At 60.8% G+C, this 24,723-nt stretch carries 23 protein-coding genes; 11 read left to right on the forward strand and 12 right to left on the reverse strand.

Translation table 11 applies throughout. The features are described 5' to 3' along the window. Window positions 1-201: 201 nt before the first annotated feature. A complete protein-coding gene (locus ACS92L_RS11210) occupies window positions 202-1,077 on the forward strand; it encodes a transporter substrate-binding domain-containing protein (protein ID WP_438764955.1) in 876 nt (291 codons plus the stop codon). 40 nt (window positions 1,078-1,117) lie between these two features. On the opposite strand, the gene ACS92L_RS11215 is transcribed toward ACS92L_RS11210, so the two are convergent. From ACS92L_RS11215 to ACS92L_RS11250, 8 genes are all read right to left on the reverse strand, one after another. Continuing rightward, window positions 1,118-2,401 (reverse strand): TRAP transporter large permease, encoded by a 1,284-nt coding sequence (locus ACS92L_RS11215; protein WP_438764956.1) that lies wholly within the window; start codon window positions 2,399-2,401, stop codon window positions 1,118-1,120. Window positions 2,402-2,414: 13 nt separating this feature from the next. Beyond that, complete coding sequence (locus ACS92L_RS11220; protein ID WP_438764957.1) at window positions 2,415-2,882, reverse strand: TRAP transporter small permease; 468 nt, start codon at window positions 2,880-2,882, stop codon at window positions 2,415-2,417. Between the two features lie 105 nt (window positions 2,883-2,987). Next, entirely contained in the window at window positions 2,988-3,971 is a 984-nt protein-coding gene (locus ACS92L_RS11225) for a C4-dicarboxylate TRAP transporter substrate-binding protein (RefSeq protein ID WP_438764958.1), read from the reverse strand. A gap of 34 nt (window positions 3,972-4,005) precedes the next feature. Further along, entirely contained in the window at window positions 4,006-5,136 is a 1,131-nt protein-coding gene (locus ACS92L_RS11230; RefSeq protein ID WP_438764959.1) for a mannitol dehydrogenase, read from the reverse strand. A gap of 29 nt (window positions 5,137-5,165) precedes the next feature. Next, window positions 5,166-6,812: a UxaA family hydrolase gene (locus ACS92L_RS11235; protein WP_438764960.1), complete on the reverse strand. Its 1,647-nt coding sequence runs from the start codon at window positions 6,810-6,812 to the stop codon at window positions 5,166-5,168. Continuing rightward, a complete protein-coding gene (locus ACS92L_RS11240) occupies window positions 6,805-7,866 on the reverse strand; it encodes a zinc-binding alcohol dehydrogenase family protein (RefSeq protein ID WP_438764961.1) in 1,062 nt (353 codons plus the stop codon). Before ACS92L_RS11240 ends, ACS92L_RS11235 begins: the two co-directional genes overlap by 8 nt. Before the next feature lie 250 nt (window positions 7,867-8,116). Continuing rightward, complete coding sequence (locus tag ACS92L_RS11245; RefSeq protein WP_438764964.1) at window positions 8,117-8,959, reverse strand: fumarylacetoacetate hydrolase family protein; 843 nt, start codon at window positions 8,957-8,959, stop codon at window positions 8,117-8,119. 39 nt (window positions 8,960-8,998) lie between these two features. Beyond that, window positions 8,999-9,766: an SDR family oxidoreductase gene (locus ACS92L_RS11250; protein ID WP_438764965.1), complete on the reverse strand. Its 768-nt coding sequence runs from the start codon at window positions 9,764-9,766 to the stop codon at window positions 8,999-9,001. A gap of 157 nt (window positions 9,767-9,923) precedes the next feature. On the opposite strand from ACS92L_RS11250, the gene ACS92L_RS11255 reads away from it, so the two are divergent. The 5 genes from ACS92L_RS11255 to ACS92L_RS11275 all read left to right on the forward strand — a co-directional run bounded on the left by ACS92L_RS11255 (window position 9,924) and on the right by ACS92L_RS11275 (window position 14,155). Next, window positions 9,924-10,709 carry a FadR/GntR family transcriptional regulator gene (locus ACS92L_RS11255; protein ID WP_438764966.1) on the forward strand — a complete coding sequence of 262 codons (786 nt, stop codon included), beginning with the start codon at window positions 9,924-9,926 and terminating at the stop codon, window positions 10,707-10,709. Window positions 10,710-11,048: 339 nt separating this feature from the next. Continuing rightward, window positions 11,049-11,576: a hypothetical protein gene (locus ACS92L_RS11260; protein WP_438764967.1), complete on the forward strand. Its 528-nt coding sequence runs from the start codon at window positions 11,049-11,051 to the stop codon at window positions 11,574-11,576. 226 nt (window positions 11,577-11,802) lie between these two features. Next, the gene (locus tag ACS92L_RS11265; RefSeq protein WP_438764969.1) at window positions 11,803-12,615 is read left to right on the forward strand and encodes an amino acid ABC transporter substrate-binding protein; all 813 of its coding nucleotides are present in this window, start codon (window positions 11,803-11,805) and stop codon (window positions 12,613-12,615) included. Between the two features lie 113 nt (window positions 12,616-12,728). Continuing rightward, a complete protein-coding gene (locus ACS92L_RS11270; RefSeq protein ID WP_115855167.1) occupies window positions 12,729-13,403 on the forward strand; it encodes an amino acid ABC transporter permease in 675 nt (224 codons plus the stop codon). Beyond that, window positions 13,400-14,155, forward strand: a complete 756-nt coding sequence (locus ACS92L_RS11275; RefSeq protein ID WP_438764970.1) for an amino acid ABC transporter ATP-binding protein — start codon at window positions 13,400-13,402, stop codon at window positions 14,153-14,155. Before ACS92L_RS11270 ends, ACS92L_RS11275 begins: the two co-directional genes overlap by 4 nt. 12 nt (window positions 14,156-14,167) lie before the next feature. On the opposite strand, the gene ACS92L_RS11280 is transcribed toward ACS92L_RS11275, so the two are convergent. After that, window positions 14,168-15,784: an FGGY-family carbohydrate kinase gene (locus ACS92L_RS11280; RefSeq protein WP_438764971.1), complete on the reverse strand. Its 1,617-nt coding sequence runs from the start codon at window positions 15,782-15,784 to the stop codon at window positions 14,168-14,170. A gap of 236 nt (window positions 15,785-16,020) precedes the next feature. On the opposite strand from ACS92L_RS11280, the gene ACS92L_RS11285 reads away from it, so the two are divergent. Genes ACS92L_RS11285 through ACS92L_RS11305 form a run of 5 tightly spaced genes read left to right on the forward strand, consistent with a single transcriptional unit; the run spans window position 16,021 to window position 21,462 of the window. Next, complete coding sequence (locus tag ACS92L_RS11285) at window positions 16,021-16,968, forward strand: ABC transporter substrate-binding protein (RefSeq protein ID WP_438764972.1); 948 nt, start codon at window positions 16,021-16,023, stop codon at window positions 16,966-16,968. Between the two features lie 56 nt (window positions 16,969-17,024). After that, window positions 17,025-18,575, forward strand: a complete 1,551-nt coding sequence (locus tag ACS92L_RS11290; protein WP_438764973.1) for a sugar ABC transporter ATP-binding protein — start codon at window positions 17,025-17,027, stop codon at window positions 18,573-18,575. Next, the gene (locus tag ACS92L_RS11295) at window positions 18,572-19,561 is read left to right on the forward strand and encodes an ABC transporter permease (protein ID WP_438764974.1); all 990 of its coding nucleotides are present in this window, start codon (window positions 18,572-18,574) and stop codon (window positions 19,559-19,561) included. Before ACS92L_RS11290 ends, ACS92L_RS11295 begins: the two co-directional genes overlap by 4 nt. 45 nt (window positions 19,562-19,606) lie before the next feature. Then, window positions 19,607-20,698 carry a zinc-binding dehydrogenase gene (locus tag ACS92L_RS11300; protein WP_438764975.1) on the forward strand — a complete coding sequence of 364 codons (1,092 nt, stop codon included), beginning with the start codon at window positions 19,607-19,609 and terminating at the stop codon, window positions 20,696-20,698. Window positions 20,699-20,709: 11 nt separating this feature from the next. Then, complete coding sequence (locus ACS92L_RS11305; RefSeq protein WP_438764976.1) at window positions 20,710-21,462, forward strand: SDR family oxidoreductase; 753 nt, start codon at window positions 20,710-20,712, stop codon at window positions 21,460-21,462. Between the two features lie 164 nt (window positions 21,463-21,626). On the opposite strand, the gene ACS92L_RS11310 is transcribed toward ACS92L_RS11305, so the two are convergent. The 3 genes from ACS92L_RS11310 to ACS92L_RS11320 all read right to left on the reverse strand — a co-directional run bounded on the left by ACS92L_RS11310 (window position 21,627) and on the right by ACS92L_RS11320 (window position 24,530). Then, window positions 21,627-22,349 carry a hypothetical protein gene (locus ACS92L_RS11310; RefSeq protein WP_438764978.1) on the reverse strand — a complete coding sequence of 241 codons (723 nt, stop codon included), beginning with the start codon at window positions 22,347-22,349 and terminating at the stop codon, window positions 21,627-21,629. An 84-nt stretch (window positions 22,350-22,433) separates the two neighbouring features. Continuing rightward, entirely contained in the window at window positions 22,434-23,669 is a 1,236-nt protein-coding gene (locus tag ACS92L_RS11315; protein WP_438764979.1) for a DUF4365 domain-containing protein, read from the reverse strand. Window positions 23,670-23,858: 189 nt separating this feature from the next. Next, window positions 23,859-24,530, reverse strand: coding sequence for a hypothetical protein (locus ACS92L_RS11320; RefSeq protein ID WP_438764980.1), 672 nt, complete (start codon window positions 24,528-24,530; stop codon window positions 23,859-23,861). Between the last annotated feature and the right edge of the window lie 193 nt (window positions 24,531-24,723).

A 24,723-nucleotide genomic window follows, 5' to 3' on the forward strand; every position in this document is an offset into this window, starting at 1 on the left:
CGGCGCTTTCCCCTGTCCCTTGCCTTTCGCCCCCTGGCGCATCGCACCGAATGGACGCCTCAGCCATTGGGCCAGGCAGGGTCGTCAAAGGCGTTCAATCAGCGTACCCTCCCGCGGCGATACATTTTGCGGCCGGACACCCGCCGGCCACACACCGTCTGTCCGGTGCCATGCCCGGATTCATCTGCGATGGAACATCTCATGGTTCGACTGCTGCGCACCCATGCCCGCCACCTGCCGGCGCGCCGTCTCTCTTCTGCTCTGATCGCAACCCTGCTCTGGATCGTCTCCCTGACCCTGATGCTGAGCGTGTGCCTGTCGCCGCACGCTGAAGCCGCCAGTGCCGAGAATCCATCGGCACTCGACCGGATCATCGAGCGCGGCACGCTCAGAGTAGGTACCACCGGGGACTACAAGCCCTTCAGCTATCGTGCCAAAGACGATCGCTTCATCGGCCTCGACCCGGACATGGCGGCTGATCTTGCTCGAACGCTGGGCGTCGAGCTCGAACTGGTGCCGACCAGCTGGCCCACGCTGATGCAGGACTTTCACGACCATCGCTTTGATCTCGCCATGAGCGGCATTTCGGTCAATCCTGACCGCCAGAAAAGCGCCTGGTTTTCCGCGCCCTACCAGCGCGATGGCAAAACACCCATCGCGCTTTGTGACCATCAGGACGACTACCAGACCCTTGAGCAGATCGACCGGCCCGGCGTTCGCGTCATCGTCAATCCCGGCGGCACCAACGAGCGCTTTGCCCGTGACCATCTGCAACGGGCGACGATTGTTGACTACGACGACAACGTCACCATTTTCGATCAGATCGTGCAGGGCAAGGCGGATCTGATGATGACTGACGCCATCGAAACCCGCCTGCAGGCCAATCTGCACCCCGAGCTGTGCGCCATTCATCCCGACCAGCCGTTCAACTTCTCCGAAAAGGCGGTGCTGCTGCCAAAGGACATGGATCTCAAGCTTTTTGTCGATCAGTGGCTGCGCCAGCTCAAGGAGAGCGGCACATTCGATGAGCAGCTCCAGCACTGGCTCGATTACGACTGGCCGCTGAAAAAGAGCTGACAGATCGCGCGGCCGGCCCATCCGCGCTGCCCTGCCGGCATCAGAACACCATCGCCGGCAGCGTCAGCGACAGCGCCGGGATAAACGTCACCAGCAGCAGCATCGCCACCAGCAGCAGCCAGAACGGCACCACCGCCCGGATAAAGTCGGGCAGTTTCACGCCCGTGATGCTGGCGGTGGTGAACATCACCGTTCCCAGCGGTGGCGTGATGGTGCCGATCGCGGCGTTGAAAATGAAAATGATGCCAAAGTGCACCGGGTCGATCCCGAACTGCGCGGCCACCGGCGCCAGCAGCGGTGACAGCACTATCAAAATGGCATTGCCCTCCAGAAACATGCCCAGCACCAGCAAAATCAGGTTGGCCAGCAGCAAAAAGGCGATCGCGCTGCCCACTTCGGCCGATAAAAAGGTCGTGATCGTCTGCGGCACCTGCTCCCAGGTCAGAAACCGGGCAAAGCCGGAGGCCACGCAGATGATGAACAACACGTTCACCGCCGAGAGCAGCGACTCGCGCGTGGCCAGCGCAATGGTGGTCGGGCGCAGCTCGCGGTAGACGAACACCCCAACGATCAACGCATAGGCCACCGCCATGGCGCCGGCTTCGGTCGGCGTGAAGACTCCGATGCGAATCCCGCCGATGACCAGCACCGGCAGCGCCAGCGCAATCAGCCCGGCGCGGGTCACGCTGACCCATTCATGACGCGACACCTTCTCGCGCTGCGGCGGCTGATAGCCCCGGCGCCGGCACATGATCGACACCATGACCATCATCGCCAGGGCCATGCCGATACCGGGCACCACACCTGCCATAAACAGCCGTCCGATCGAGACGTTATTGACGTAGCCGTAGATGATCAGCGCGATGCCGGGCGGAATGGTCGAGGTAATCAGCGATGACGCCGCGGTAATGGCCGCCGAAAAGGGTGTGGGGTAGCCGCGCGCGTTCATCTGCGGCACCAGCAGCTTGGCGTTCATGGCGGCATCGGCAATGTTGGAGCCGGAAAGCCCACCCATGAAGGAACTCAGCAGCACGTTGGACTGGGCCAGCCCGCCGTGAAAGCGCCGGGTACACAGCTCGGCCAGGTTCAAAAGCCGCGTGGTAATGCCGGAGTAGTTCATGAACACGCCGGCCATGATGAAAAAGGGAATGGCCAGCAGCGACACCGACTCAAGCCCGCCGGCCAGGCGCTGAATCAGCAGCACCAGCGGCTGTTCGGCACCAATCAAAAAATACAAAAACGTCGAGAGAAACAGGGCGAAGGCCACCGGGGTGCCCATGAAAAACAGCACCAGAAGGGCGCCAAGAGCTGCAAGAACTGCCATAAGCGTCGCTCTCCTATCGCGAAAACAGCCGACGCGCGCCGTGATAAAGCATCATGACGGCACTCAATGGAATAACGAGATACACCCAGAAATACGGAATCTGGAGCATCGGCGTACTGCGAAAGGCCGCAAAGGGCAAAAGCTCAAGCCCCCAGTAGAGCATGACGCCGGCGGCAATCATGATCATGACGACGTTAAATATCCGCTCGCGCCAGCGCTCGAGCGGCTTTGGCAGGCGCTCGCCGAAAAGATCGATCAAAACGTGCTCGTTACGCCGCACCAGAGCGCTGGCGCCCAGAAAGGTGGCCCACACCAGCAGCAGCTGCAGCACCTCTTCGGCCCAGGCCAGCGGCGCGTTGAGGAAGTAGCGCATCAAAGCGTTGGCCAGCGCGATCAGGAACAGGGCAAACAGCGCAAGGCTGCCGAACACTTCATCCAGATGCATCAGACGATCCAGCCCGGCCATGACGGTCTTCATCATCTCTCTCCCGCCCCGGAGCCGTCGTGCCCCCGGGGCCTGTATGCGATGCGATTGTCGTGATCAGACGTGCCCGGGCGCCCGTCATGACGGGCCCCCGGTACGGGTTCAGCCATTGATGATGTCGCTGATCTGCTTGTAGAGCCCCGGCGACCACTGCGGGAAGGCTTCCGGAATCTCCTGACGGGCACGCGCCTGGAAGGGCGCGATGTCGATCTCGTTGACCTGCACGCCGGCCTCTTTCATGCGCTCGATATCCTTGTCGTTTTGCGCCATCACCAGCTCGCTGGCGTATTCGGCAAAGCGCTGGCCGGTCTCGGTCAGAATGCGGCGCTGCTCGTCACTCAGCTTTTGCCAGAAGGCCTCACCGGTCACGAACGGGGTGACGGTCTGCATGTGGCGGGTCAGGTTGAGCTCCTTGACCACCTCATAGAACTTGCCGCCAAAGAGAACCGACGGCGGGTTTTCGACGCCGGAGACCATCCCCTGGGCCAGCGCCGGGTAGACATCGCCCAGCGACATCGGCGTGGGGATGGCGCCCATGGCGCGAACGGCGGCCACATACATGGGCGAGTTCTGCACCCGCACCTTCACGCCCTTCAGGTCATCCGGCGTTTGCACGGCATTGTCGGAGAGCAGCTGACGCTCGCCGTAGATCACGTTGGGCACCACGATGCGATAGCCCTGGGCGTTGAGCTTCTGGTTCTGCTCGGCAAACCAGTCGGATTCAAAGACCTTGAGCTTGTCGTCAAAGGTCTCGGAGAGATAGGGCGCGTCCAGCACGCTCAGATCCGGCACCGAGTCCATGAAGTTGCTGTAGGCGTTGATGCCGATCAGCGCCGAGCCAAAGCGCGCCTGCTCCATGACCTCGGTTTCCGAACCCAGCTGACTGGCCGGGAACGGCTGCAGTACCAGCTCGCCGTTGCTCTCTTCCTTGACCCACTCGGCCCACTGTTTCACGGCGACATCGATCGGCTCGCCCGGCTGGTTGCCGTAGGCGACGCGAATATCGGTGGCCGCCAGTGCCGAGGCACTCATACCCAGCGAGGCCACGCCAAGCGTTGCGACACAGCCCAGAATAAAATGACGCATGATGCTGACTCCTTATCGGTGAAGGCGCAGGCGGTTACCGGCGGCCGTCGATCTCCGCGGCCCAGGCGCGCAGCAGCGGAATATTCATGTTGTGATGCTCGGCCAGGGCCAGCAGCGGGATCACGCGGCGCTGGCATTTGGCGGCGTGGCTGTCGGCGATGTCCGCCAGCCGATGGTCCAGAAAGGGGTTTTCAAACCGCTCGAAGGTGGTGGCGCAATACGCCGCCGGGTCCAGCGCCGGCCAGGCGCGCGACAACAGCGGCATCACCTCTGCCAGCAGTGCCTCGAGCGGCGCGCGCAGGCGAGGATCACCGATGGCCTCGCGCACGAACATGATCTCATCGGTCAGGGCCAGCGACTGCCACTGATGTACCAGAAAGGTGTGTGAGAGATTGAGGATGTGAAGCTTTTGCTTTTCAAACGGCTCGATCTCGTCGACCAGGTGCACATCCGGATGCTGACAGGGCATCTCCAGCCCCGGCGTGCGGCGCACCGCCCACAGCGCATAGGGCTCGGCCACCGCCCCGACCGGCTCGATGGCCTCGGAGACAATGCGATCCACCAGGGTGTCCACCCAGACACAGCGCGTGTCCAGCCAGCTCGCAAAGTCGTCATCGCCGTAGTGCTCGGCGGCCAGATCGAGTATCAGCCGGCGCAGCACCTGGCCGTTGTCGCTGATCAGCTCGCACGGCATTAGCGTGACGCCCGCGCCACCAGCTTCGAAGCGCGCGCGTAGCAGCTTCAAGAGCCGACAGGGAAAGCTGCGCGGCAGCGTCTCGACCGGGCTGTCGCCATCGGGCACTTCATAGCCGCGGTCGGCGGTGTTGGAGACCACGTGCGTGATGTGCTCGACAAAAAGCTTTTCCAGCGTTGCCCACTGTTCATCGGCGATCAGACAGCCGGCCAGCGCGTCGATGTGATGGGTCTCATCGATGTCGTGGCCATCAAGGCGACCACGGATTCGCAGCGGATAGACGCTCTGGCGCATCAGGGCGTGGGCCTTCTCGCGCCCGGCCGGGCGCGGCGAGGACTGCACCAGCACGATGCGCTTGTGCGTGTGACCGGCCGCCAGCGAGGCGCTGACAAAGGCATCCACGTGCGCCAGCAGAAAGCGGCTGGTGCCGAACTGGAGGATGTCGGCACTGGCCACATCGATGCCGGACATGTCGACGCCGTCCATATCGTTAGAAGTGATCACAGGGAAACCCCCCGCTTCCAGGGAATGAAGTCCTGCTGATCCAGCCGGGAGGCGCAGCTTTGATAGCGCCCCGAGGCGGTCTCGATGCAGCGCTCCAGCAGCGCATCGGCCAGGGCATCAATGGACGAGCTGCCCTCCACGATCGGGCCGGCATCAAAGTCAATGGCATCAAACATGCGCCGGGCCAGGTCGCTGTTGCTGGCGATCTTGAGCACCGGGGTGACCGGGTTGCCGGTGGGCGTGCCCAGGCCGGTGGTAAAGAGCATCAGGTTGGCGCCGGAGCCGGCCATCGCGGTGGTGGATTCCACATCGTTGCCGGGGGTGCACAGAAGGCTCAGGCCCGGGCGGGTGACCGGCTCGGTGTAATCGAGCACGTCAACGATGGGGCTGTCGCCGCCCTTGCGCGCCGCCCCGGCCGATTTCATGGCATCGGTGATCAGGCCGTCGCGGATGTTGCCGGGCGAGGGATTCATGGAGAAATCCGCCCCCACGGCGCCGGCGTGTCGCTGGTAGGCACTCATCAACTCGCGAAACCGAGCGGCGAGTTCGTCGCTGGTACAGCGCGCCGCCAGCTCATGTTCCACGCCGCACAGCTCGGGGAATTCACTGAGAATGCCCGAGCCGCCCAGCGCCACCAGCCGGTCCATCACCCCACCCACCAGCGGGTTGGCCGAAATGCCCGAAAAGCCATCCGAGCCGCCGCACTCCACGCCCAGCACCAGTTTCGAGACGGGCGCGGGCTGGCGGGTGAGTTCGTTGGCCTCGCGCAGGCCGTCAAAGATGGCGCTCAGCGTCTCGCGCATCAGGGTCTGCTCATCGCCCAGCGCCTGTTGCTCGAAAAAATGGACGGGACGCGTGGCGCTGGGGTCGCGTGCGGCGATGGCCTCCTGCAGCAGCGAGGCCTCGGCGTTTTGACAGCCCAGGCTCAGCACCGTGGCGCCGGCCACGTTGGGATGGCAGATGTAGCCCGCCAGCAGCTGACACAGGGCTTTCGCGTCCTCGCGCGTGCCGCCGCAACCCAGCGAGTGGGTCAGAAAGCGCACCCCGTCGACATTGGGAAAGGGCGTGTCCATGACCGCCTCTTCGCTGACGTTGTCCTCGGTCAGGGGTTCGCCTTTTAACAGCGACCGGGCCATGTGCTTATAGCGACGGTGCGGGTCGTTGCCCAGCGCATCGTTGATGCAGGTGCGCAGCACCTCGATATTGCGGTTTTCACAGAACACCAGCGGCACCACCAGCCAGTAGTTGGCCGTGCCCACGCTGCCATCGCCACGGTGAAAGCCGTCGAAGGTGCGTCCTTCAAAGGCGGTGACATCCGGCGCCTGCCAGCCGGTACGTCGCGTCTCGCTCTGGTCGCTGTCGGTCACGTGTTCCACGTTGTCGGTCCCGATGCGTCCGCCGGCGGCAATGGCCTGCGTGGCGCGCCCGACCGTGACGCCATACATGATCACCAGATCCCCCACGGCCAGCGCCTGATGGGTGAACTTGTGCTTGCGCGCGATAGGCTCGGCCAGGGTCACGACCGCGTCCCCTGCCTCGACCTCCGCCCCTGCGGGCAGATCAACGAGGGCGACGCTGACGTTGTCCAGACGGTGAATCCTGATCGTACGGCGAAGGTTCTGGGTGGCGATGACATCACTCATGCAGGGCCTCCGGCGTTCGAGTATCGGTCCCGGCATCGTCGACCAGGCGCACCATGCCCTTGATGACGCCGGTGGACGGCTCGCACCACTGCGCCATGATGGTCGGCATGTCAGTCAGGGGCGCCCGGTGGGTGATCATGGCGCGCTCATGGAGCTTTCCGGCCTCCATCAGGCCGGTCACCATGTCGAAGTCTTCCCGCGTGGCGTTGCGGCTGCCCAGCAGGGTCAGCTCGCGCTTGTGGAAGTCCGGGTCGTTGAAGGTGATGTCGGCGCGCACCACGCTGACCAGCACGTAGCGCCCGCCGTGGCCGGCGAAATCAAAGCCGCGGTTCATGGCCTGTGGATTGCCGGTGGCATCGAATACCACATCGGCCATGGCCCCCTCGGAGAACGCGGTGATGGCCTCGACGCTGTCGCCCTCTGTGACATTGAAGGTCTCAACGCCCAGGCTGTCGCGGCAAAACGCCAGTCGCCCGTCATGGTTGTCCAGCACCATCACCTGCGCGCCCTGCGCCCTTGCCAGCTGCGCCACGCCCATGCCGATCGGGCCGGCACCGGCCACCACGACCCGCTCGCCCGTTTCCAGCCGGCTGCGCCGTATGGCGTGAGCACCGATGGCCAGACACTCGACCAGCGCGAGCTGTTCAAACGACAGGGTCTCGGAGGTCACCAGATGCGTGATGGGGACCACCAGGTACTCCGCCATGCCGCCATCGCGGTGCACGCCGATGACTTCAAGGCTCTGGCAGCAGTTGGTGCGCCCGCGCTGACAGGCGTTGCACTTGCCGCAGTGCAGATAGGGGATGACGTAGGCGCGCTGACCGACCAGCGCGGCGTCCCCGTCGTCACCGGTGGCCACCACCTCGCCGGAGAGCTCATGGCCCAGCACCCGCGGATAGCTGAAATAGGGCTGGCGGCCGCCGTAGGCGTGGATATCGGTACCGCAGATCCCCACGCAGTGGATACGCAAAAGCGCCTGACCCGGCCCGCACTGCGGCGTATCGGTCTCCTCGAGCGTCATCTCCCCTGGTGCCGCACAGACCAGTACCTGCATGTCCTTCTCCCGATGATTCCAGAGCGATGCCAGCGCCATATGATTAATGGCCTGACCTTTAAACCGATCATAAGCCGGTCGGTTCGGAACTCAATTCATCGATAGGCTATAAGACGAAGGCATAAAGGTCGTGGAACCGGGTGCACAAAAAGCCCGCGTGAGGCGGGCGGCTGCCCGGTGGGGGGTGGCATAAAAAAGGCGCTTCCGGAAAAGGAAGCGCCGTCTGTCAGGACCCGTTTTAAGCGCGGCGTCAGGCCTGTACGGTGCGCTGGGTCTGTTCGCCCAGGCCCTCAATGCCCAGTCGCATGGTCTGCCCCGGGCGCAGGTACACCTTCGGATTCTGCCCCATGCCCACACCGGGCGGGGTGCCGGTCGAGATGACATCACCGGCCTGCAGACTCATGAAGCGGCTGAGATAAGCCACCAGATGGGCCACCCCAAACACCATGGTATTGGTCGAACCATTCTGATAGCGGTGGCCGTCCACTTCCAGCCACATGGCAAGATTGCCGGGATCGGGAATCTCATCGGGCGTGACCAGCCAGGGGCCGAGCGGGCCAAAGGTATCGCAGCCCTTGCCCTTGTCCCAGGTGCCACCGCGGGAGAGCTGGAACTCGCGCTCGGAGACATCGTTGACGACGCAGTAGCCGGCCACATGGCTCATGGCATCGGCCTCATCGATGTAACGCCCGGGGGTGCCGATCACCACGCCCAGCTCGACCTCCCAGTCGGTGCTTTGTGAATCACGCGGAATCTCGACGTCGTCATTGGGTCCGCAGATCGCGCTGGTCCACTTGCTGAACACCACGGGCTCGGTGGGCAGCTCGGCGCCGGTTTCGGCGGCGTGATCGGCGTAGTTCAATCCGATACAGATGAACTTGCCCACCCGCCCCACGCAAGGGCCGATGCGCGCGCCGGATTCCACGACCGGCAGGGTGTCCGCGTCCAGTCGTGACAGCCTGTCGAGCTGATCCGTCGAGAGGGCTTCGCCGGCAATGTCATCCACATGGCCGGACAGGTCCCGCAGGCTGCCATCAGGGGCCACGATGCCCGGTTTTTCAGAGCCCTTCGGCCCAAAGCGCAATAGTTTCATGCCGTTCTCCATGGTGAAGTCATACCGGGCAGGCCTGGCTCAGTTGGACCAGCCGCCGTCGATCATCTGGGTGGTGCCGGTAATAAAGGCAGCCTCATCGCTGGCAAGCCAGACCACCAGCGCCGCCACCTCCTCAACGCGCCCCAGCCGGCCCATGGGCTGGCGCGCCACGAATTCGGCCAGCACGGTGGAAGCGTCAACACCTCTGGCGCGGGCCTGCGCTTCGATGCGCGCGTGCAGGGAGGGCGAGTCCACGGTGCCCGGACAGATGGCGTTACAGCGAACGTTTTGGGTCATATAGTCCGCCGCCACCGATTTGGTCAGGCCGATGACGGCGGCCTTGGTGGTGCCATAGGCGCAGCGATCGGCCACACCCTTCACGCTGGAGGCGAGCGAGGCCATGTTGATGATACTGCCGCCGCCGTTGGCCAGCATGGCGGGCAAAAAGGCCTGAATGGTGTGAAACATGGCCGTGACGTTGAGCGCCATGGCCCTTTGCCAGTCATCGTCATCGCACGCCAGCACGCTGCCGTGATGCACGATGCCGGCACAGTTAAAGAGCACATCGATCGGGCCCACCTCGGCGGCCAGAGCGCGGATGGCATCACGATCGAGCACGTCCAGCCGGCGCGATGTCATGGCACCGTTATCGGCCAAAAGCGAGACGTCCCGATCGGTGGCAATCACGCGGGCGCCTTCATCCAGCAGACGCTGCGCTGCGGCGCGACCGATGCCCTGACCGGCCGCCGTGACCAGCACCGTCCTGCCTCTCAGTCGCCCTGAAGAGGCCATTTCGTTCGTAGTCATGGCACATGATCCTTGAACACCCGTCGTCCGCGGCGCGGATGACACGATCCGATGATTAGAGCAAAATAACCAATGGACTGACCTTTAACCATTGGTCGCAGCGCTGTGCCCTACTATTCTGCGCCCATGCCTTTCGCTGCTGGATGACCGACCGTCGATGCCACTCAAGACCATTCGCAATGCGCGCCTGTATCGCCAGATTGCCGATCAACTGCATGACCTTATCGAGTCCGGCGAATTTCCACCGGGCAGCCTGCTGCCGCCGGAGCGCGAGCTGGCCCAGACGCTGGGCGTCAGCCGGGCCTCCGTGCGCGAAGCCCTGATCGCCCTGGAGGTCATCGGTCAGGTGGAGGTTCGGGTCGGGCACGGCGTGCTGGTCGGGGCGCTGGTCCCGCGCGGCGGGCAGTCCATTCTGCATACGGCCGCCCAGCAGCACCCCTGGTCGCTGGACCCGGAGCTCGAGCAGGAGTTTGCCACCCAGGACAATGAAGAGATTCCGCCCTACGCCCTTTTGGAGGCGCGACGTCTGGTCGAGCCCGAAGCGGCGGCACTGGCGGCGGCCAACATGACGCCGGAGATACTGGCCGGCATCGAGGAGGCCTACGAGCGCCACGTGGCCGACAACGACGCTGAAGTCGACGAGCGCCACCAGGGCATCCCCTATACGGCCAACCACACCGGTGACCGCCTCTTTCATGTCCGCATCGCCCAGGCCAGCGGCAACCCGGCCTATGCCCTGCTCATTCGCCATATTCTCGGCCATCAATACGGCGTCATGTTTCGTCGCCTGCAGGACCTTTACCTCACCACTGACATGAAGACCCGCTCGCGCGAGCAGCATCTTCGCATTCTCAATGCCCTGCGCCAGCAAAACGCAGAACGGGCCCGACGTGCCATGGCCGTGCATCTCGATGACGTCATCACCATCTTTTTTGATAGTTGAAAAAGGGCGTCAATACCCCGGCTTTTCGCGGCACCAGAATTAGCAAATCATGAAATATTGCTTCCAACCCATCTCGCTGGTTCGCAACGCTTTATGGGGTTTGAAGGCTGCACAGATTGATAACCTGAGTTAAGGAATGGCGAGGATATTGAAGGTAGCCTCTCGCCTCAAAGCGTGATATCAATGCCTGAACGTCTCCCTGGCGACAACGCCCCGCGCCATTAAAAGGGCTTCAGGCATTCTTTCCTGATGCTTTTGAACCGTTCACCCCGGCATACACACCTCACTTCTTTATCAGACATTCCAACCGCCCAGGCGGTGCACTGAAGGCAGAGGCACATGAAAGACCTGAATCGTGTATTCAAACACTATGAGCAGCAGGTCGGCGGCCATAACCCCCTGCGCCCTCATCCCGCTCAGGAGCAGGTCAACGAGGCCGATCCTGACGAGCCGGCAGGCTTTGACGAAATTGCCCAGCGCATTCTGATTCCCGCCATGGAGTGGGCACGCGATATCGCCTCCGGCAACCATTACGCCAGCGAGATTCATGTCCACTGCCAGGATGAATCGAATACCCGCGAGATCGATTCGGTCGAGTTTCATCTGCTGCCGGTTCAGCACGTCACCATGAAACGCGGCTTTACCAACTTCAATCATCTGCGCATCAGCCATGACCCCGATCATGACGGCCTGCGTATCGATCGAAGCTACATGAGACATCACCGTCATGAAGAGCAGGGCGAGTCCTGGATTTCATGTGGCGATCTCACCCAGGACAAGGTGCAGGACATCATCGCGGACTTCATCGAAGTGGTGCTGGCCAATCAGCTCGACAACGAAGCTGACCCCAGCCTGGCCTCATTCTGACCCGCCCCCTGCTGCTCGTCCTGTCGTCATCACCGATGCCCGGGACGTTTTCCCTTTAAAAGCGCCACCGTTCGATAGTGACATGACCCGGCCACGGCGCCGGTTCTGTGCCGATAGCTAAAAACCCCTTCGCATATAAAAACTTTTTCTTATTCCTTTAAGGAAGGTTGGGGTACGCTTGACGCATTCAGCGCCTGCGGGCGCATCCTTCTATCAGGAGAGGCACATGACGGCTTTCAGGACCCTGGCGCGTACGCTGGCCCTTACTTCACTGGGGCTGACCACCCTGCTGGGCGCGGCGACAGCCGCTCAGGCCGACACCCTGCGGGTGGGCATGTCCGGCGGCTACTACCCCTTCACCTTTGTCGAGCGTGACAAGCTTCAGGGCTTTGAGGTTGATGTCATGAACGCCATCGGCGAACAGACCGGTGACGACATCCAGTTCGTGACCGCCAGCTTCTCGGGTCTGGCCGGCATGCTGGACTCCGGTCGAATCGACACCATCGCCAACCAGATCACCATCACGCCGGAGCGTCAGGCCAAGTACGCCTTCTCCGCGCCCTATGTGTACGACGGCGCGCAGGTGGTAGTGAGAAAGGGCAACGACGACATTCATGGCGTCGAGGATCTCAAGGGCAAGACGGTCATCATGAACCTGGGCTCGAACTATGAAACGCTGCTCAAGGAACTGCCCTACGCCGATGAGATCAACCTCAAGACCTATGAGTCCAACATCGAGCAGGATGTCGCGCTGGGCCGGGCCGATGCGTTTGTGATGGACCGCACCAGCGCCGCTCAGGTCATCAAGGACAAGCCGCTGCCGCTGCAGCTTGCCGGCCAGCCCTTTTCCAGAATCGAAAACGCCCTGCCGTTTCGTGACAACGAGCAAGGCCGCGCCCAGCGCGACCGCGTCAATCAGGCGCTGACCACCCTGCGTGACAGCGGCGAACTCAAGGCCATCTCAGAGAAGTGGTTTGACAGCGACATCACCGAAGAACCGCAGGCGCAAGGGTCGGAAAAGACCGGCAGCGACACCTGATCAGCGCTATGCTCTGCCCATATGGCCCCGGCATGTCCGGGGCGTTTTGTTTTCCACTCCTTTTGCGTCTCGTGGGCTGTTAACGCGGGCCGCTCGTTTTAAAGCGCATCGCCATGCAAGCACTCAACCTTGATTACATGGCCGGGCTGGTGCCCGTCCTTTTGGGCTATCTCCCGCTGACGCTGGGCATGGCCGCCGCCGGCATGGTCTGCGCCCTGATACTGGCCTGCGGTCTGGCCGTCATTCGCGTCTCGCGTCTGCCGGTGCTGGATCAGGCCGCAAAGCTTTTCATCTCGTTTTTCCGTGGCACCCCGCTGTTGGTACAGCTTTTTTTGTTCTATTACGGCCTGCCGCAGTTTCTCGCCTTTCTGGTCTCCATCAACGGCGTGACCGCCACCATCATGGGGCTGACGCTGCACTTTTCGGCCTACATGGCCGAATCGATTCGCGCCGCGATTACCGGCATTGATCGCAGCCAGACCGAGGCGGCCCAGTCGATCGGCATGACCAATGCCCAGACCATGCGTCGCATCATCCTGCCCCAGGCAACACGGGTGGCCACGCCCACGCTGATGAACTACTTCATCGACATGATCAAGTCGACCTCGCTGGCCTTCACGCTGGGCGTGACCGAGCTGATGGGCGCCACGCAGAAGGAAGCCGCCAGCAGCTTTCTCTACTTCGAAGCCTTTCTGGTCGTCGCGGTGATCTACTGGATTGTGGTCGAGGCGCTGTCCTGGTGTCAGAAGCGGCTGGAAAAACGTCTCAACCGGGCCTACCAGCGATGATTGCACTCAAGGGCATTACCAAGCGCTTTGGCGAACACACCGTGCTCGACGGGATCGACCTGTCACTGGAGCGCGGCGAGATCATCGTGGTCATCGGCCCGTCGGGTACCGGCAAGTCGACGCTTTTGCGCTGCATCAACTTCCTTGAACGCCCCGACGCCGGAGAGCTCACGGTGGGTGATCTGCACGTGGACGCCGCCCGTCCCGGCAAGGACGACATCCTGGGCCTGCGTCGGCGCACGGCGTTCGTGTTTCAGAACTATGCCCTCTTTGCCCACAAAACGGCGCTGGAAAACATCGCCGAGCGCATGATCGTGGTCGAAGGGCTTTCAAAGACCGAGGCGCACGCTCGTGCCCGCGAGATTCTCGAGCGCATCGGCCTGGCCGACAAGGCCGAGGCCTACCCGGCCGCACTCTCCGGCGGTCAGCAGCAGCGCATCGGCATCGGCCGCGCCATGGCGGCGAAGGCCGAGGTGATCCTGTTTGACGAGCCGACCTCGGCGCTGGACCCAGAGTGGGTCGAGGAAGTGCTGGCACTGATGAAACAGCTCGCCGCCGAGCAGCAAACCATGATCGTGGTCACCCACGAGATGCAGTTTGCCCGCGAAGTCGCCGATCAGGTGGTGTTCATGGACGGCGGGCGCATCGTCGAACAGGCGCCGCCGTCAGAGCTTTTCACCAACCCGAAGGACGAGCGCACCCGCAGCTTCCTGCGCAAGGTGCTCTCCGGCAACGCACCGGCCGCCACCTGACAGCGCCCTGCATCAATCCGCGTCTTCGTCCATAAGCGCGCGATAGCGCAGCTGATCTTCATGCATCCGGCGATAGACGCGGTACTTGGCGTCAAAAAACCCGGCGCGCGTGGCATCCGGCGCAATGGTTTGCGCCGTGGCGCTCATGGCTGCCGCCGCCTCGCGCAGCCCGGCCTGATCGCCACAGGCGGTGGCCGCCAGCATGGCGCTGCCCAGCAGCACCGTCTCGCGCTCCTCGGGCAGCTCGATCGCAAGCCCGGTGGCATCGCTTAACTCCTTCAACCAGCGCGCGTTCTTGAGCGCCCCGCCGCACAGGCGCAGCCGCTTGATGGCATGGCCGTGGGCGTTGAGCGTCTCGACAATATGGCGCGTGCCCAGACTCACTGCCTGAAGCGTGGCCAGATAGCGCACCGCCAGCCCATCGATGTCGTTGCCCAGATCCAGCCCGCTGATCATCCCCTTGAGCGAGGCATCCGCCAGCGGCGAGCGATTGCCGTGGTGATAGTCCAGCAGGTGTAGATGCCGGGTCAGCTCGTCACGGCTGTCTTCTTCCAGTGCGTCCAGGCGCTGATTGAGCAGCTCGAAATGGCTAATGTCGGCGCGCTCGGCCTCCTTCATCAGCGCCTCACCCGCTGCGCTGTCGGCAATCACGTGATCGATCAGCGCCCCCACCGCGCTCTGCCCGCCTTCGTTGATCCAGCCATCCGGCAGCACCGCCCCCCAGTACGGCCCCCAGACGCCCGGCACAAAGCAGGGCTCATGAGAGAAGGCGATATGACAGGCCGACGTTCCGGCGATCACCGCCAGACTGCCCTCCGGGTCTTCCCCCAGCATGCCCAGCGCCCCGGCGTGCGCATCGATCAGCCCGGTGGCCACCACCGTCTCGGGAGACAACCCCATCGCCTCGGCGGCCTCAGGTGAGAGCGTGCCGGCGCGGGAACCGGGCGCACGAATGGCGCCCTGCATCGCCGGGCGCGACATTAGCTCATCCAGCCCCAGGCGCTCGAGCAGGTCCTCCGGCCAGCGACCTTCATGGGCCAGATAGAGCCACTTGCATACCTGGGTACACACGCTGCGCTCCGGTTCATGGGCGCCGTCCAGATCGCCGATGGCGCGCGCCACCATGAAATCGGCCAGATCAAGAAACAGTGCCGCGCGCTCGAACTGATCCGGCCGGTGGCGGTTGAGCCACAACAGCTTGGGCAGCTCCAGTTCCGGACTGACCTGACCGCCGATGTAGTCCAGCGCCGGATGCCCGGTGGCGGCGATCTCGGCGGCTTCCTCAATGGCGCGATGGTCCATCCACATGACGATGTTGTGGTCATCGTCGTTGCCGGGCGACACCGACACCGGCGCGCCCTGATCATTCAGCGCCACCAGCGAACAGGTGGCGTCAAAGCCGATCGCCCGGACCGCCTCCCCATCGATACCGGCCTCACTTACCGCCGCGCACACCGCCGCCACGCACTGCGACCAGATATTGTCGCTGGACTGCTCGACGAAGCCGGGGCGCGGACGGTACTGCGCGATCTCGCGCGCCGCCTGTGCCAGGCAGCGCCCGCCCTCATCAAACACACCGGCCCTGACGCTTGCCGACCCCACATCGATTCCCAGGTAATAGGCGCTCATGACGGCTCCTGATAATGGCGTGGCGCTACCCTGCCACAGTGTGAATGACCTGCCCTGCCGACCTTGGTCCAATCACCCAAAGGTGAATTGCCAGTGTGTGCAAAACGCCGCTAAATGGCCAATGACAACGTTAACATTGGCGCGTTAGCCCACGACTGCATGACAACAGGGCCCGCGCGCGTTATCCACTGCGCATGGCACGGGCCATGCCGTCATGATCTGTCGGGGAAGATGCCATGCCTATTACGATGTCGCACGCCAAAGGCCTTTTGGGCGCCGCACTTGTCAGCGCCGTGCTTGCCGTACCTGCCGTTCAGGCCGCCGAGACCGGCGACAAGCCCGACGATGAGCTTGTCATCGGCATGTCCTTTCAGGAGCTCAACAACGTCTACTTCGTGACCATGCAGCGCGCGCTGCAGGAAGCGGCTAACGACATGGGGGCCACGCTGGTGTTCACCGACGCCCGCCATGACATCGCCAAGCAGATCAACGACGTCGAGGACATGCTCCAGCGCGGCATCGACATCCTGCTGCTCAACCCGACCGACTCGGTCGGCATTCAGTCGGCGGTGCTTTCCGCCCATGATGCCGGAGTCCCGGTCGTGGCGGTCGATGCCCAGGCCGAAGGACCGGTCGATGGCTTCGTGGGCTCGAAAAACTTCGATGCCGGCTATCAATCCTGTCACTACATGGGCGAGCAGCTTGGCGGCGAAGGCAAGGTCGCCATTCTGGACGGCATCCCGGTCGTGCCCATTCTGGAGCGGGTCGAGGGCTGTCAGAAGGCACTGGGTGAGTTCGAGGGTATCGAAGTGGTCGACAAGCAAAACGGCCACCAGGAGCGCTCCACCGCCATGAACGTCACCGAGAACATGCTGCAGGCCCATCCGGATCTGGCCGGCATCTTCAGCGTCAACGACGTGGGCTCGCTCGGCGCGCTGGTCGCCATCCAGTCTTCCGGCATGGATGTGAAACTGGCAAGCGTTGACGGCAACCCGGAAGCGGTCAAGGCACTGGCCCATCCCAACTCGCCGCTGATCGCGATCGCCGCCCAGCACCCGGCCACCATGGTCGTTCAGGCCCTTGAACTGGCCGTGAAGAAGTACCGTGGTGAAGAATCCCCCAGTGAGGTGCCGATCGACGTGACCCTGGTCACCGCCGACAACGCCAAGGAATTCACCTGGTAATTCGTGTTCACCGGCAACCCTGACCGGCCGCGCCCCGGCGCGGCCTGGAGGCTCCCATGGCCCTGCTTGCACTGGAGAAGGTCAGCAAACGGTTCCCCGGCGTGCGCGCGCTCAATGAGGTGAGCCTGCAGGTCGAGGCCGGCGAGATTCACGCCCTGCTGGGCGAAAACGGCGCCGGCAAGTCGACCCTGATGAAAATTCTCTGCGGCATTCATCAGCCCGACAGCGGCGAGATCCTGCTCGACGGGCAAAAACAGCACTTCTCGAGCTACCGCCGCGCCTGCGCCGCTGGGGTCGGCATTGTCTTTCAGGAGTTCAGCCTGATCCCGGGGCTGTCCGTGGTGGACAACATCTTCCTGGGCCGCGAGCCGCGCAACCGCCTCGGGCTGATTCGCCACGGCGAGATGCTCAGGCAGGCCAATGCCCTGTTCGAGCGCCTGGATATCGATATCGACCCGCAGATTCGCGTGCATCACCTGAGCGTGGCCGATCAGCAGTTCGTCGAGATCGCCAAGGCGCTATCGCTGGATGCCCGCGTGCTGGTCCTTGATGAGCCCACCGCCCCGCTCACGCCTACTGAGGTCGAGCGGCTGTTTGCCATCATGCGCCAGCTGCGCGAACAGGGCGTGGCGATGGTGTTCATCTCCCATCACATGGAAGAGATTTTCGAGATCTGCGACCGCGTTACCGTGCTGCGCGACGGCGAATACGTCGCCACGCTCGAGGTCGCCGATACCGATGCCGGCGCACTGGTCGAGATGATGGTCGGCCGACGGGTCGACAACATCTTCCCCGAGCGCCAACCCGCCCCCGAGACAAGTGACGTCGTGCTCGAGGCGCAGATTCGCATGGCCGGACGCCAACATACCGACCACATCCGGCTGGGGCGCGGCGAGATTCTGGGCTTTGCCGGGCTGGTCGGCTCCGGGCGCAGCGAGATGGCACTGGCCATGATCGGCGCGCATCCGGTCACCGAGCGGCACATGCAGCTTGAGGGTCAGAACGTCACGCTCAAATCCCCCGCCGATGCCCTTAAGCGCGGCATCGGGCTGTTGCCGGAAAACCGCAAGCAGCAGGGGCTGATTCTGCCCTTTACCTGCGCGGACAACATTTCGATCAACCATCTGTCACGCTTTCACACCGGCGCCGGGCTGATCAGTCGGCGCCGCGAGCGTGAGGCGGCCGAGGCGCTGATGGACCGGGTGCGGGTCAAGGCGCCCGGCAGCGACACCGTGGTCGGTACGCTCTCCGGCGGCAACCAGCAAAAGGTGGTGATCGCCCGCTGGCTGGAACGCGGCTGCCGGGTACTGATTTTTGACGAGCCCACCCGCGGCATCGATGTGGGCGCCAAGTCCGAGATCTACGCGCTGATGAAAACGCTCACCGCCCAGGGCATCTCGATTGTCATGATCTCCTCGGAGCTGCCCGAGATTACCGGGCTGTGCGACCGGGTGCTGGTGTTCAACCACGGCCACGTGGTGGCCGAGCTCGCCGGTGACGAGATCAATGCCGGCACCATCATGACCCACGCCACCCGCCAGATATCACTGGATAACCCCACGGGGGCCACGGATGAACCGGCGGCCCGTCTGGAGCGCGCCTCATGACCACCCCGGACTCCACCTCAGCGATTAACCCCAAACCCCGGCGCCAGCGCCGCTCGCGGTGGTCACGGCTGGTGCACTCGCCGGTCTTCTTTCCGCTGGTCGGGTTTATCGCCGTCTTCATCGTCATGGCGCTGGTCAATGACAACTTCCTGTTGCCCAACAACCTCACCAACGTCGCCCGCCAGGGGGCGATCATCGCCATCATCGCGGTGGGCATGAGCTTTGCGATCTTCACCGGCGGGATCGATCTGTCGGTGGGGCCGGTGATGGCGCTGTCCGGCACCATCATGGCGGGGCTGATGGCCGGCGGCTGGCCGCCCACCGTGGCGGTCATCATGGGGCTGCTTCTGGGCATGACCTTTGGCGCCTTCAACGGCGCCTGCGTGGCCTTTGCCCGCATGCCGCCGATTATCGTCACACTGGCCACCATGGGCATCGCCCGCGGGCTGGGGCTGATCTACACCGGCGGCTACCCGATCTCCGGGCTGCCGGCCGGCTTTTCGTTCTTTGGCCGTGGCGAGGTGGTGGGCATTCAGGTGCCGATTCTGATCATGCTGCTGGTTTATCTGGTCGCCTACATCGTGCTGCACCACACCTCCTTTGGCCGCTACGTCTATGCCATCGGCGGTAACGAGGAAGCCACCCGCCTGACCGGCATCCGCGTGCCGCGCTACAAGCTGCTGGTCTACACCATCAGCGGCCTGACCGCGGCGATTGCAGGCTTGGTCATCACCTCGCGCCTGATGAGCGGCCAGCCCAACGCCGGCACCGGTTTCGAGCTGGATGCCATTGCCGCCGTGGTGCTCGGCGGGGCGGCGATTGCCGGCGGGCGCGGGGCGATTCTCGGCACCCTGGTGGGCGCCATGCTGCTGGCGATATTGAACAACGGCCTCAACCTGATGGGCGTGTCGCCCTACCTTCAGGATGTCGCCAAGGGGGCCATCATTTTGCTGGCCATTTATATCGGGCGCGGCCGCAATGCCTGAGCCCTGCCACCTGTTTTTAAACCTCGTTGCCACCGGAGTCCGACCATGAGCGATACCACGGCTACCCCCAACACCATGCAGGCGGTGGTGTGTCACGCCCCCAACGACTACCGACTGGAATCGGTCGCGCGCCCCACCGCCGGGCCGGGGGAAGTGATCCTGAAAATCGGCGCCTGCGGCATCTGCGCCAGTGACGTGAAGTGCCGCGGCGGCGCCGAGATGTTCTGGGGCGGCAACGGCCAGCCCGCTTGGGTCAAGGCGCCGGTGGTGGCCGGTCACGAGTTCTTCGGTGAAGTGATCGAGATGGGCCCGGGCGCGGAGGCGCACTTTGACGTGCGCGTGGGCGATCAGGCGATTGCCGAGCAGATCGTGCCGTGCGGCAAGTGCCGCTACTGCGACGGCGGCCACTACTGGATGTGCGAAGTGCACAACATTCTGGGCTTTCAGCACGAGGTCGCCGAGGGCGGCATGGCCGAGTACATGCGCATTCCGGCGAAGGCGCGCCTGCATCGCATTCCGGAAAGCCTGAACCTGGCCCAGTCGGCCTTTATCGAACCGCTCGCCTGCGGCATCCACGCGGTCAATCGCGGCGACATTCAGCTCGATGACACCGTGGTGATTGCCGGCGCCGGCCCGATCGGTCTGGCCATGGTGCAGGTCGCGCGGCTCAAGACGCCGAAGCAGCTGATCGTCATCGACATGATCGACGAGCGCCTGGAGCTGGCCAAACGGTTTGGTGCCGACGTGGTGCTCAACCCATCAAAAGATGACGTCAACGCCCGCGTGAAGGAGCTCACCGGCGGCTACGGCTGCGATGTCTATATCGAAGCGACCGGGGCGCCCAGCGGCGTGCGGCAGGGCCTGGAGATCATCCGCAAGCTGGGCCGCTTTGTGGAGTTCAGCGTGTTCGGCAAGGAGACCACGGTGGACTGGTCGATCATCGGCGATCGCAAGGAACTCGACGTACGCGGCGCGCACCTCTCCCCGCACACCTTCCCGGTGGCGATCGATCTGATGGCACGCGGGCTGGTCACCACCGACGGTATTGTCACCCACGAGCTGCCGCTGGCAGAGTTCGAGGAAGGCTTTCGCATGGCGACCGCCGCTGAATCCATCAAGGTGCTGCTGGTACCGTAAGCGAGGACACGATGAGCGAGACCCTGACTACCACGCAATACGCCGGCCTCAAGGGCCGGCGCTATCTGGTCACCGGCGCCACCAGCGGCATCGGCCAGGCCGTGGCGCTGGCCCTGCGCGAGCAGCATGCCGAAGTTGTCGCGCTGGGGCGCAACCCTGAGGCGCTGGCCGCCCTACAGGATGCCGGCTGCATCACCTGCGCGCTGGAACTGACCGACACCGAGGCACTCGAACGAACCATCACCGAGCACGGCCCTTTCGACGGCCTGGTCAACAGCGCCGGTATCACCCACGTGGAGCCGGCACTGACCCTGCCGCCCGAGGCCATCGACAGCGTCTTTCACACCAACGCCCGCGCCGCCGCCATGGCGGCACGCTGCGTGGCGCGCGGCATGATCGATGATGGCCGTGGCGGCAGCATCGTCAACGTCTCGAGTCAGGCCTCCCTGGTGGGGCTGGATGATCACCTGGCCTATAGCGCCTCCAAGGCAGCAATGGACGCCATCACCCGGTCACTGTGTCTGGAATGGGGCACCAATGAGATTCGGGTCAACAGCGTCAACCCGACCGTCACGCTCACGCCCATGGCGCAGAAGGTGTGGTCGGCGCCTGAAAAGCGCGACCCGATGCTCGCGGCCATACCGCTGCACCGCTTTGCGGAACTGGAAGATGTGGTCGAACCGATCCTCTTTCTGCTCAGCGACGGCGCGGCCATGATCAGCGGCGTGTGTCTGCCGATCGATGGGGGATATACGGCGAGATAGGGGTTGGGCTGTTGGTTGGGTGGGGCTTCGGGCGGCAGGGTCTTGGAGGGAAGCAAATGTCCACGGGGCAGCTTGGCTCTACTCGCGTTGCCTGACGGCGTTTATTGCCGAGGTACACCGGATCAAAACACAAAGCCCCGCCCTAGTAGAGATAACACTTAAGCTCACTTACTACGGAGTAGTGCTGATGGAGCAGACTTCAGCAAGAACCTCCCATTAATACTTTTTGTTTTAAGGCCTTGAACTGGATCAGTCATTAGCTCATTACCTGCATAAGGGAAGGCCACCATATCAGTAAAATCTTCTTCCTTTCTAATAGTCATACGATGTTTAAGTTCTAATCTCTCACGCGATGGCTTGAATCGATCATCAAGACAAGAGAGAAGCTGATCGAGGTCTTCTTGATAGTCCAATTCATCACTAATTCTTGCAGCAGCTCTTGCAATAAGGTTAGCCTCTCGAACCCTTTTTTCTGGTGGCATATCAGCAATACGCCTCTCAAATCGATCGATTCTTAAAAACAGGCGTCGAATCTGATCCGGCAAGCAACTTTTTCTCTTTACTTCAATAATTCTCTTCTCATCTACCCCGTCCTTTAATAGAGTATCAGCCGTATACTTCTTTACAGACTTGGCGTCTTCTATTATTTGATCGACTCCTGAGCGAAATGAACCATATTGGCCTATTGCCATATAAATAGACCCTGCAATAAGTATCCAAGCCTTTACGCTGCCATCTCGCAGCTCAACTCGGATATTAATTTCTTGCCGATAAATTATCGATGAATATCGGCTTGCGATATTTTCCAAATACTCACGAATAACCTCAAGATCGTCATACGACAAGTTAAAATCTAAATGCAAATAAACAGTAGCCAGATTGTTCATATTTTTCCGTAATCGCTAACGGCGCTAAACACGCAGTTTTTAGAGATAAAAAATCTATCGTCGTGACCATAAATTATTACGGATTTACCACGAAACTTTTTCACGTTCGTACTTGATGCGCTCGAGGTGCTTGCTAGCGTTTCCTAGCGCCGAGGTAGTCATTCGAAGACGGATATTGTTAGCCCAAAATGCGATACCACGCTCGGTGTGGTATAAAACAATATTATGTGCAAAAGACAGCATGATGCCTATCTGTTCATGTAAGTCATGGCACTCATATGGAGGCTCCCTAAAGTCGGCATGTATATCATAGGCATTGGAAAGATATTGTCGCGAAGATTCAGTCTCCGACAGGAAACTTGCCTCGCTGCTCGCGCCCGACTGCCATTTTTGAAGAGCTTTTTCGATATTTTTCAAACTCTCGATTACCAGCTTAACTATTGGATCTGTTAGATCTAAATAGTGTTCCTTATTGAAATCACCTTGGCTATCACTAAGCTCAGCCATAGGACTTTGCTGCCAATTCACAATGATACCATCACCAATATCTTCCCCAATCAAAGGAGTCGGCGCGTACTCATCATCAAGGCTTTGGTCGATCCAAAGGCTTCGGCAAATGTAATTGTTTCTTTTTTCATCAGCAGCACTGCCATAGATAAAGGTCGAAACCACATGCGCATCGGCTTCACCCCACCTACCTTTTACCATTTTGTTCCTAGAGTATCGGCGCTTTGCGGTCTTAGCCGTCATGTCTCTGATAACCGCTGCCAGTTCCGGCTTACTCATAGGACGGTTAAGGGCAACTCTAATTGAGTAACGCTTGGCCATACCGTGACTTATATCCTCAGTCGAAACGAGCGTGTAATCGTTGGAAGCGATGCGCGGCGTCACAATATCCTTCAGATCCTCTCGCGCATCCTTATCAAGTTTTTGCACCTGAGGCACGGCTAGCTTGTAGCCTTTACCTGTAGATTTTATAGTGTCTTTAGCAACTCGTTCCCAATATATAATTTCTTTCTCAGGATCACAGAGACACAAGATGACGGGAAGTGTATGTCCTAACCAGTATTCGACGTGTTGCGCATCCGGGCGATAGATGTAGCAGTTATCTTTTATTTCTCTAAGATAGCTGCTACCAGACTTTATCTGTATCGCAAACAACTGCCCAGTGGCTGTTTCATTGTCAATTAATTCAGCAATCGCGTCGATCCCGTAGTCACTATTAGTCTGCTCTCGTACGGCAAACCCTAAAGCCTCGCCACGTACTGTAACCAATCCAAGTCCTTGACGCTCTATACGATCAGATTTTTGTGCTTCCACAGTTGCAAGTCTCTTTAATTAAGCTTCAAGATTTACCAAATTATCGGATGGTTAGACATGTACATTCATCCAAACAACAAGCCCTAGACAAAGCATCTTTTTTCACTTGAACTCGAATTGGAAATTTTTAAAAAATCATATAAACACCCAAAAAGCTTAAATCGCTTGCTTTTAAATTACCTAAAACAACTATGGAAACACGTTCTTTATACGCCATGCTGCATCTTCAATTTCTTCAAACAATTTGGAAACACTTGTAAATGCTTTTTTAAGACTAAGCTCGTGAAGATCCTCTTCCAGCTTACTCCATTTTCCGTGAGCAAAGTTATTCCTCACCACCCTAAACTCATCAACCTGCAATATAAGTTCGTCGACATTGTTTATTTCGACCCCATAGTTAACGAGGTAACGAACATAAAACCGTATATCACTTATGCCGCGCTCTTTTTTTTTAGGAGCATCCTCGAAAAGGCTTTCAACTATGTGTTTCAACCCCCATTCTGTAAAACTAGCCAAAAGAACGATCGGCGTAGCTTTTGCAAAAGTAGCTATATTGTCTTCCCAAATCGGAATTTCCTCCGAAAAAAAATCGAAAACCTCAGCTCCTGAAGCTTTATTTTCAACAGCGCAATCATACGCCGCGCGAAGTTCATTCAGCTTAGTTTCTGAGGCCACGAGCTGATTAAAACAATAGTCGTTAAGTTGACCAAGCTTATTAAACAGCACCCAAAATGGTTGCCAAAACCGATCAGGCTGATAGATATACAACCCATCGAAGCTACTCCCTAAAGCCTCATCCCACACTGAATGATGAGACCAGAACAAACCATATTTTTTGGCAGCCATTAGCTCAGAGTTCATAGCTCTTCTCATTCAAAACTCAAAAAACGAAAGATAAAAACACAAAGAGGAGTGGAGCATTATTTATCACTTTACAAATACCAGCACCAATACACTTCTGAAAAAAACTGCTGACCAACTTATCTTAAAACCTAATATACAATTTTAAATAGTATTAAGGATGCCCTAAAACTCGTTTTCTTGGAAAAACTCG

This window comes from Kushneria halocnemicola, assembly GCF_965650455.1.
Classification (GTDB): Bacteria; Pseudomonadota; Gammaproteobacteria; order Pseudomonadales; family Halomonadaceae; genus Kushneria.

Bases quoted from the DNA above. Each gene is read 5' to 3' on its own strand.
- ACS92L_RS11320 (WP_438764980.1), bottom strand. From the start codon at position 24,530: ATGAACTCTGAGCTAATGGCTGCCAAAAAATATGGTTTGTTCTGGTCT.
- ACS92L_RS11275 (WP_438764970.1), top strand. From the start codon at position 13,400: ATGATTGCACTCAAGGGCATTACCAAGCGCTTTGGCGAACACACCGTG.
- ACS92L_RS11230 (WP_438764959.1), bottom strand. From the start codon at position 5,136: ATGTCCGGCATCGATGTGGCCAGTGCCGACATCCTCCAGTTCGGCACC.
- ACS92L_RS11210 (WP_438764955.1), top strand. From the start codon at position 202: ATGGTTCGACTGCTGCGCACCCATGCCCGCCACCTGCCGGCGCGCCGT.
- ACS92L_RS11245 (WP_438764964.1), bottom strand. From the start codon at position 8,959: ATGAAACTATTGCGCTTTGGGCCGAAGGGCTCTGAAAAACCGGGCATC.
- ACS92L_RS11300 (WP_438764975.1), top strand. From the start codon at position 19,607: ATGAGCGATACCACGGCTACCCCCAACACCATGCAGGCGGTGGTGTGT.
- ACS92L_RS11270 (WP_115855167.1), top strand. From the start codon at position 12,729: ATGCAAGCACTCAACCTTGATTACATGGCCGGGCTGGTGCCCGTCCTT.
- ACS92L_RS11260 (WP_438764967.1), top strand. From the start codon at position 11,049: ATGAAAGACCTGAATCGTGTATTCAAACACTATGAGCAGCAGGTCGGC.
- ACS92L_RS11310 (WP_438764978.1), bottom strand. From the start codon at position 22,349: ATGAACAATCTGGCTACTGTTTATTTGCATTTAGATTTTAACTTGTCG.
- ACS92L_RS11285 (WP_438764972.1), top strand. From the start codon at position 16,021: ATGCCTATTACGATGTCGCACGCCAAAGGCCTTTTGGGCGCCGCACTT.
- ACS92L_RS11305 (WP_438764976.1), top strand. From the start codon at position 20,710: ATGAGCGAGACCCTGACTACCACGCAATACGCCGGCCTCAAGGGCCGG.
- ACS92L_RS11290 (WP_438764973.1), top strand. From the start codon at position 17,025: ATGGCCCTGCTTGCACTGGAGAAGGTCAGCAAACGGTTCCCCGGCGTG.
- ACS92L_RS11215 (WP_438764956.1), bottom strand. From the start codon at position 2,401: ATGGCAGTTCTTGCAGCTCTTGGCGCCCTTCTGGTGCTGTTTTTCATG.
- ACS92L_RS11280 (WP_438764971.1), bottom strand. From the start codon at position 15,784: ATGAGCGCCTATTACCTGGGAATCGATGTGGGGTCGGCAAGCGTCAGG.
- ACS92L_RS11220 (WP_438764957.1), bottom strand. From the start codon at position 2,882: ATGATGAAGACCGTCATGGCCGGGCTGGATCGTCTGATGCATCTGGAT.
- ACS92L_RS11240 (WP_438764961.1), bottom strand. From the start codon at position 7,866: ATGCAGGTACTGGTCTGTGCGGCACCAGGGGAGATGACGCTCGAGGAG.
- ACS92L_RS11265 (WP_438764969.1), top strand. From the start codon at position 11,803: ATGACGGCTTTCAGGACCCTGGCGCGTACGCTGGCCCTTACTTCACTG.
- ACS92L_RS11250 (WP_438764965.1), bottom strand. From the start codon at position 9,766: ATGACTACGAACGAAATGGCCTCTTCAGGGCGACTGAGAGGCAGGACG.
- ACS92L_RS11235 (WP_438764960.1), bottom strand. From the start codon at position 6,812: ATGAGTGATGTCATCGCCACCCAGAACCTTCGCCGTACGATCAGGATT.
- ACS92L_RS11255 (WP_438764966.1), top strand. From the start codon at position 9,924: ATGCCACTCAAGACCATTCGCAATGCGCGCCTGTATCGCCAGATTGCC.
- ACS92L_RS11225 (WP_438764958.1), bottom strand. From the start codon at position 3,971: ATGCGTCATTTTATTCTGGGCTGTGTCGCAACGCTTGGCGTGGCCTCG.
- ACS92L_RS11295 (WP_438764974.1), top strand. From the start codon at position 18,572: ATGACCACCCCGGACTCCACCTCAGCGATTAACCCCAAACCCCGGCGC.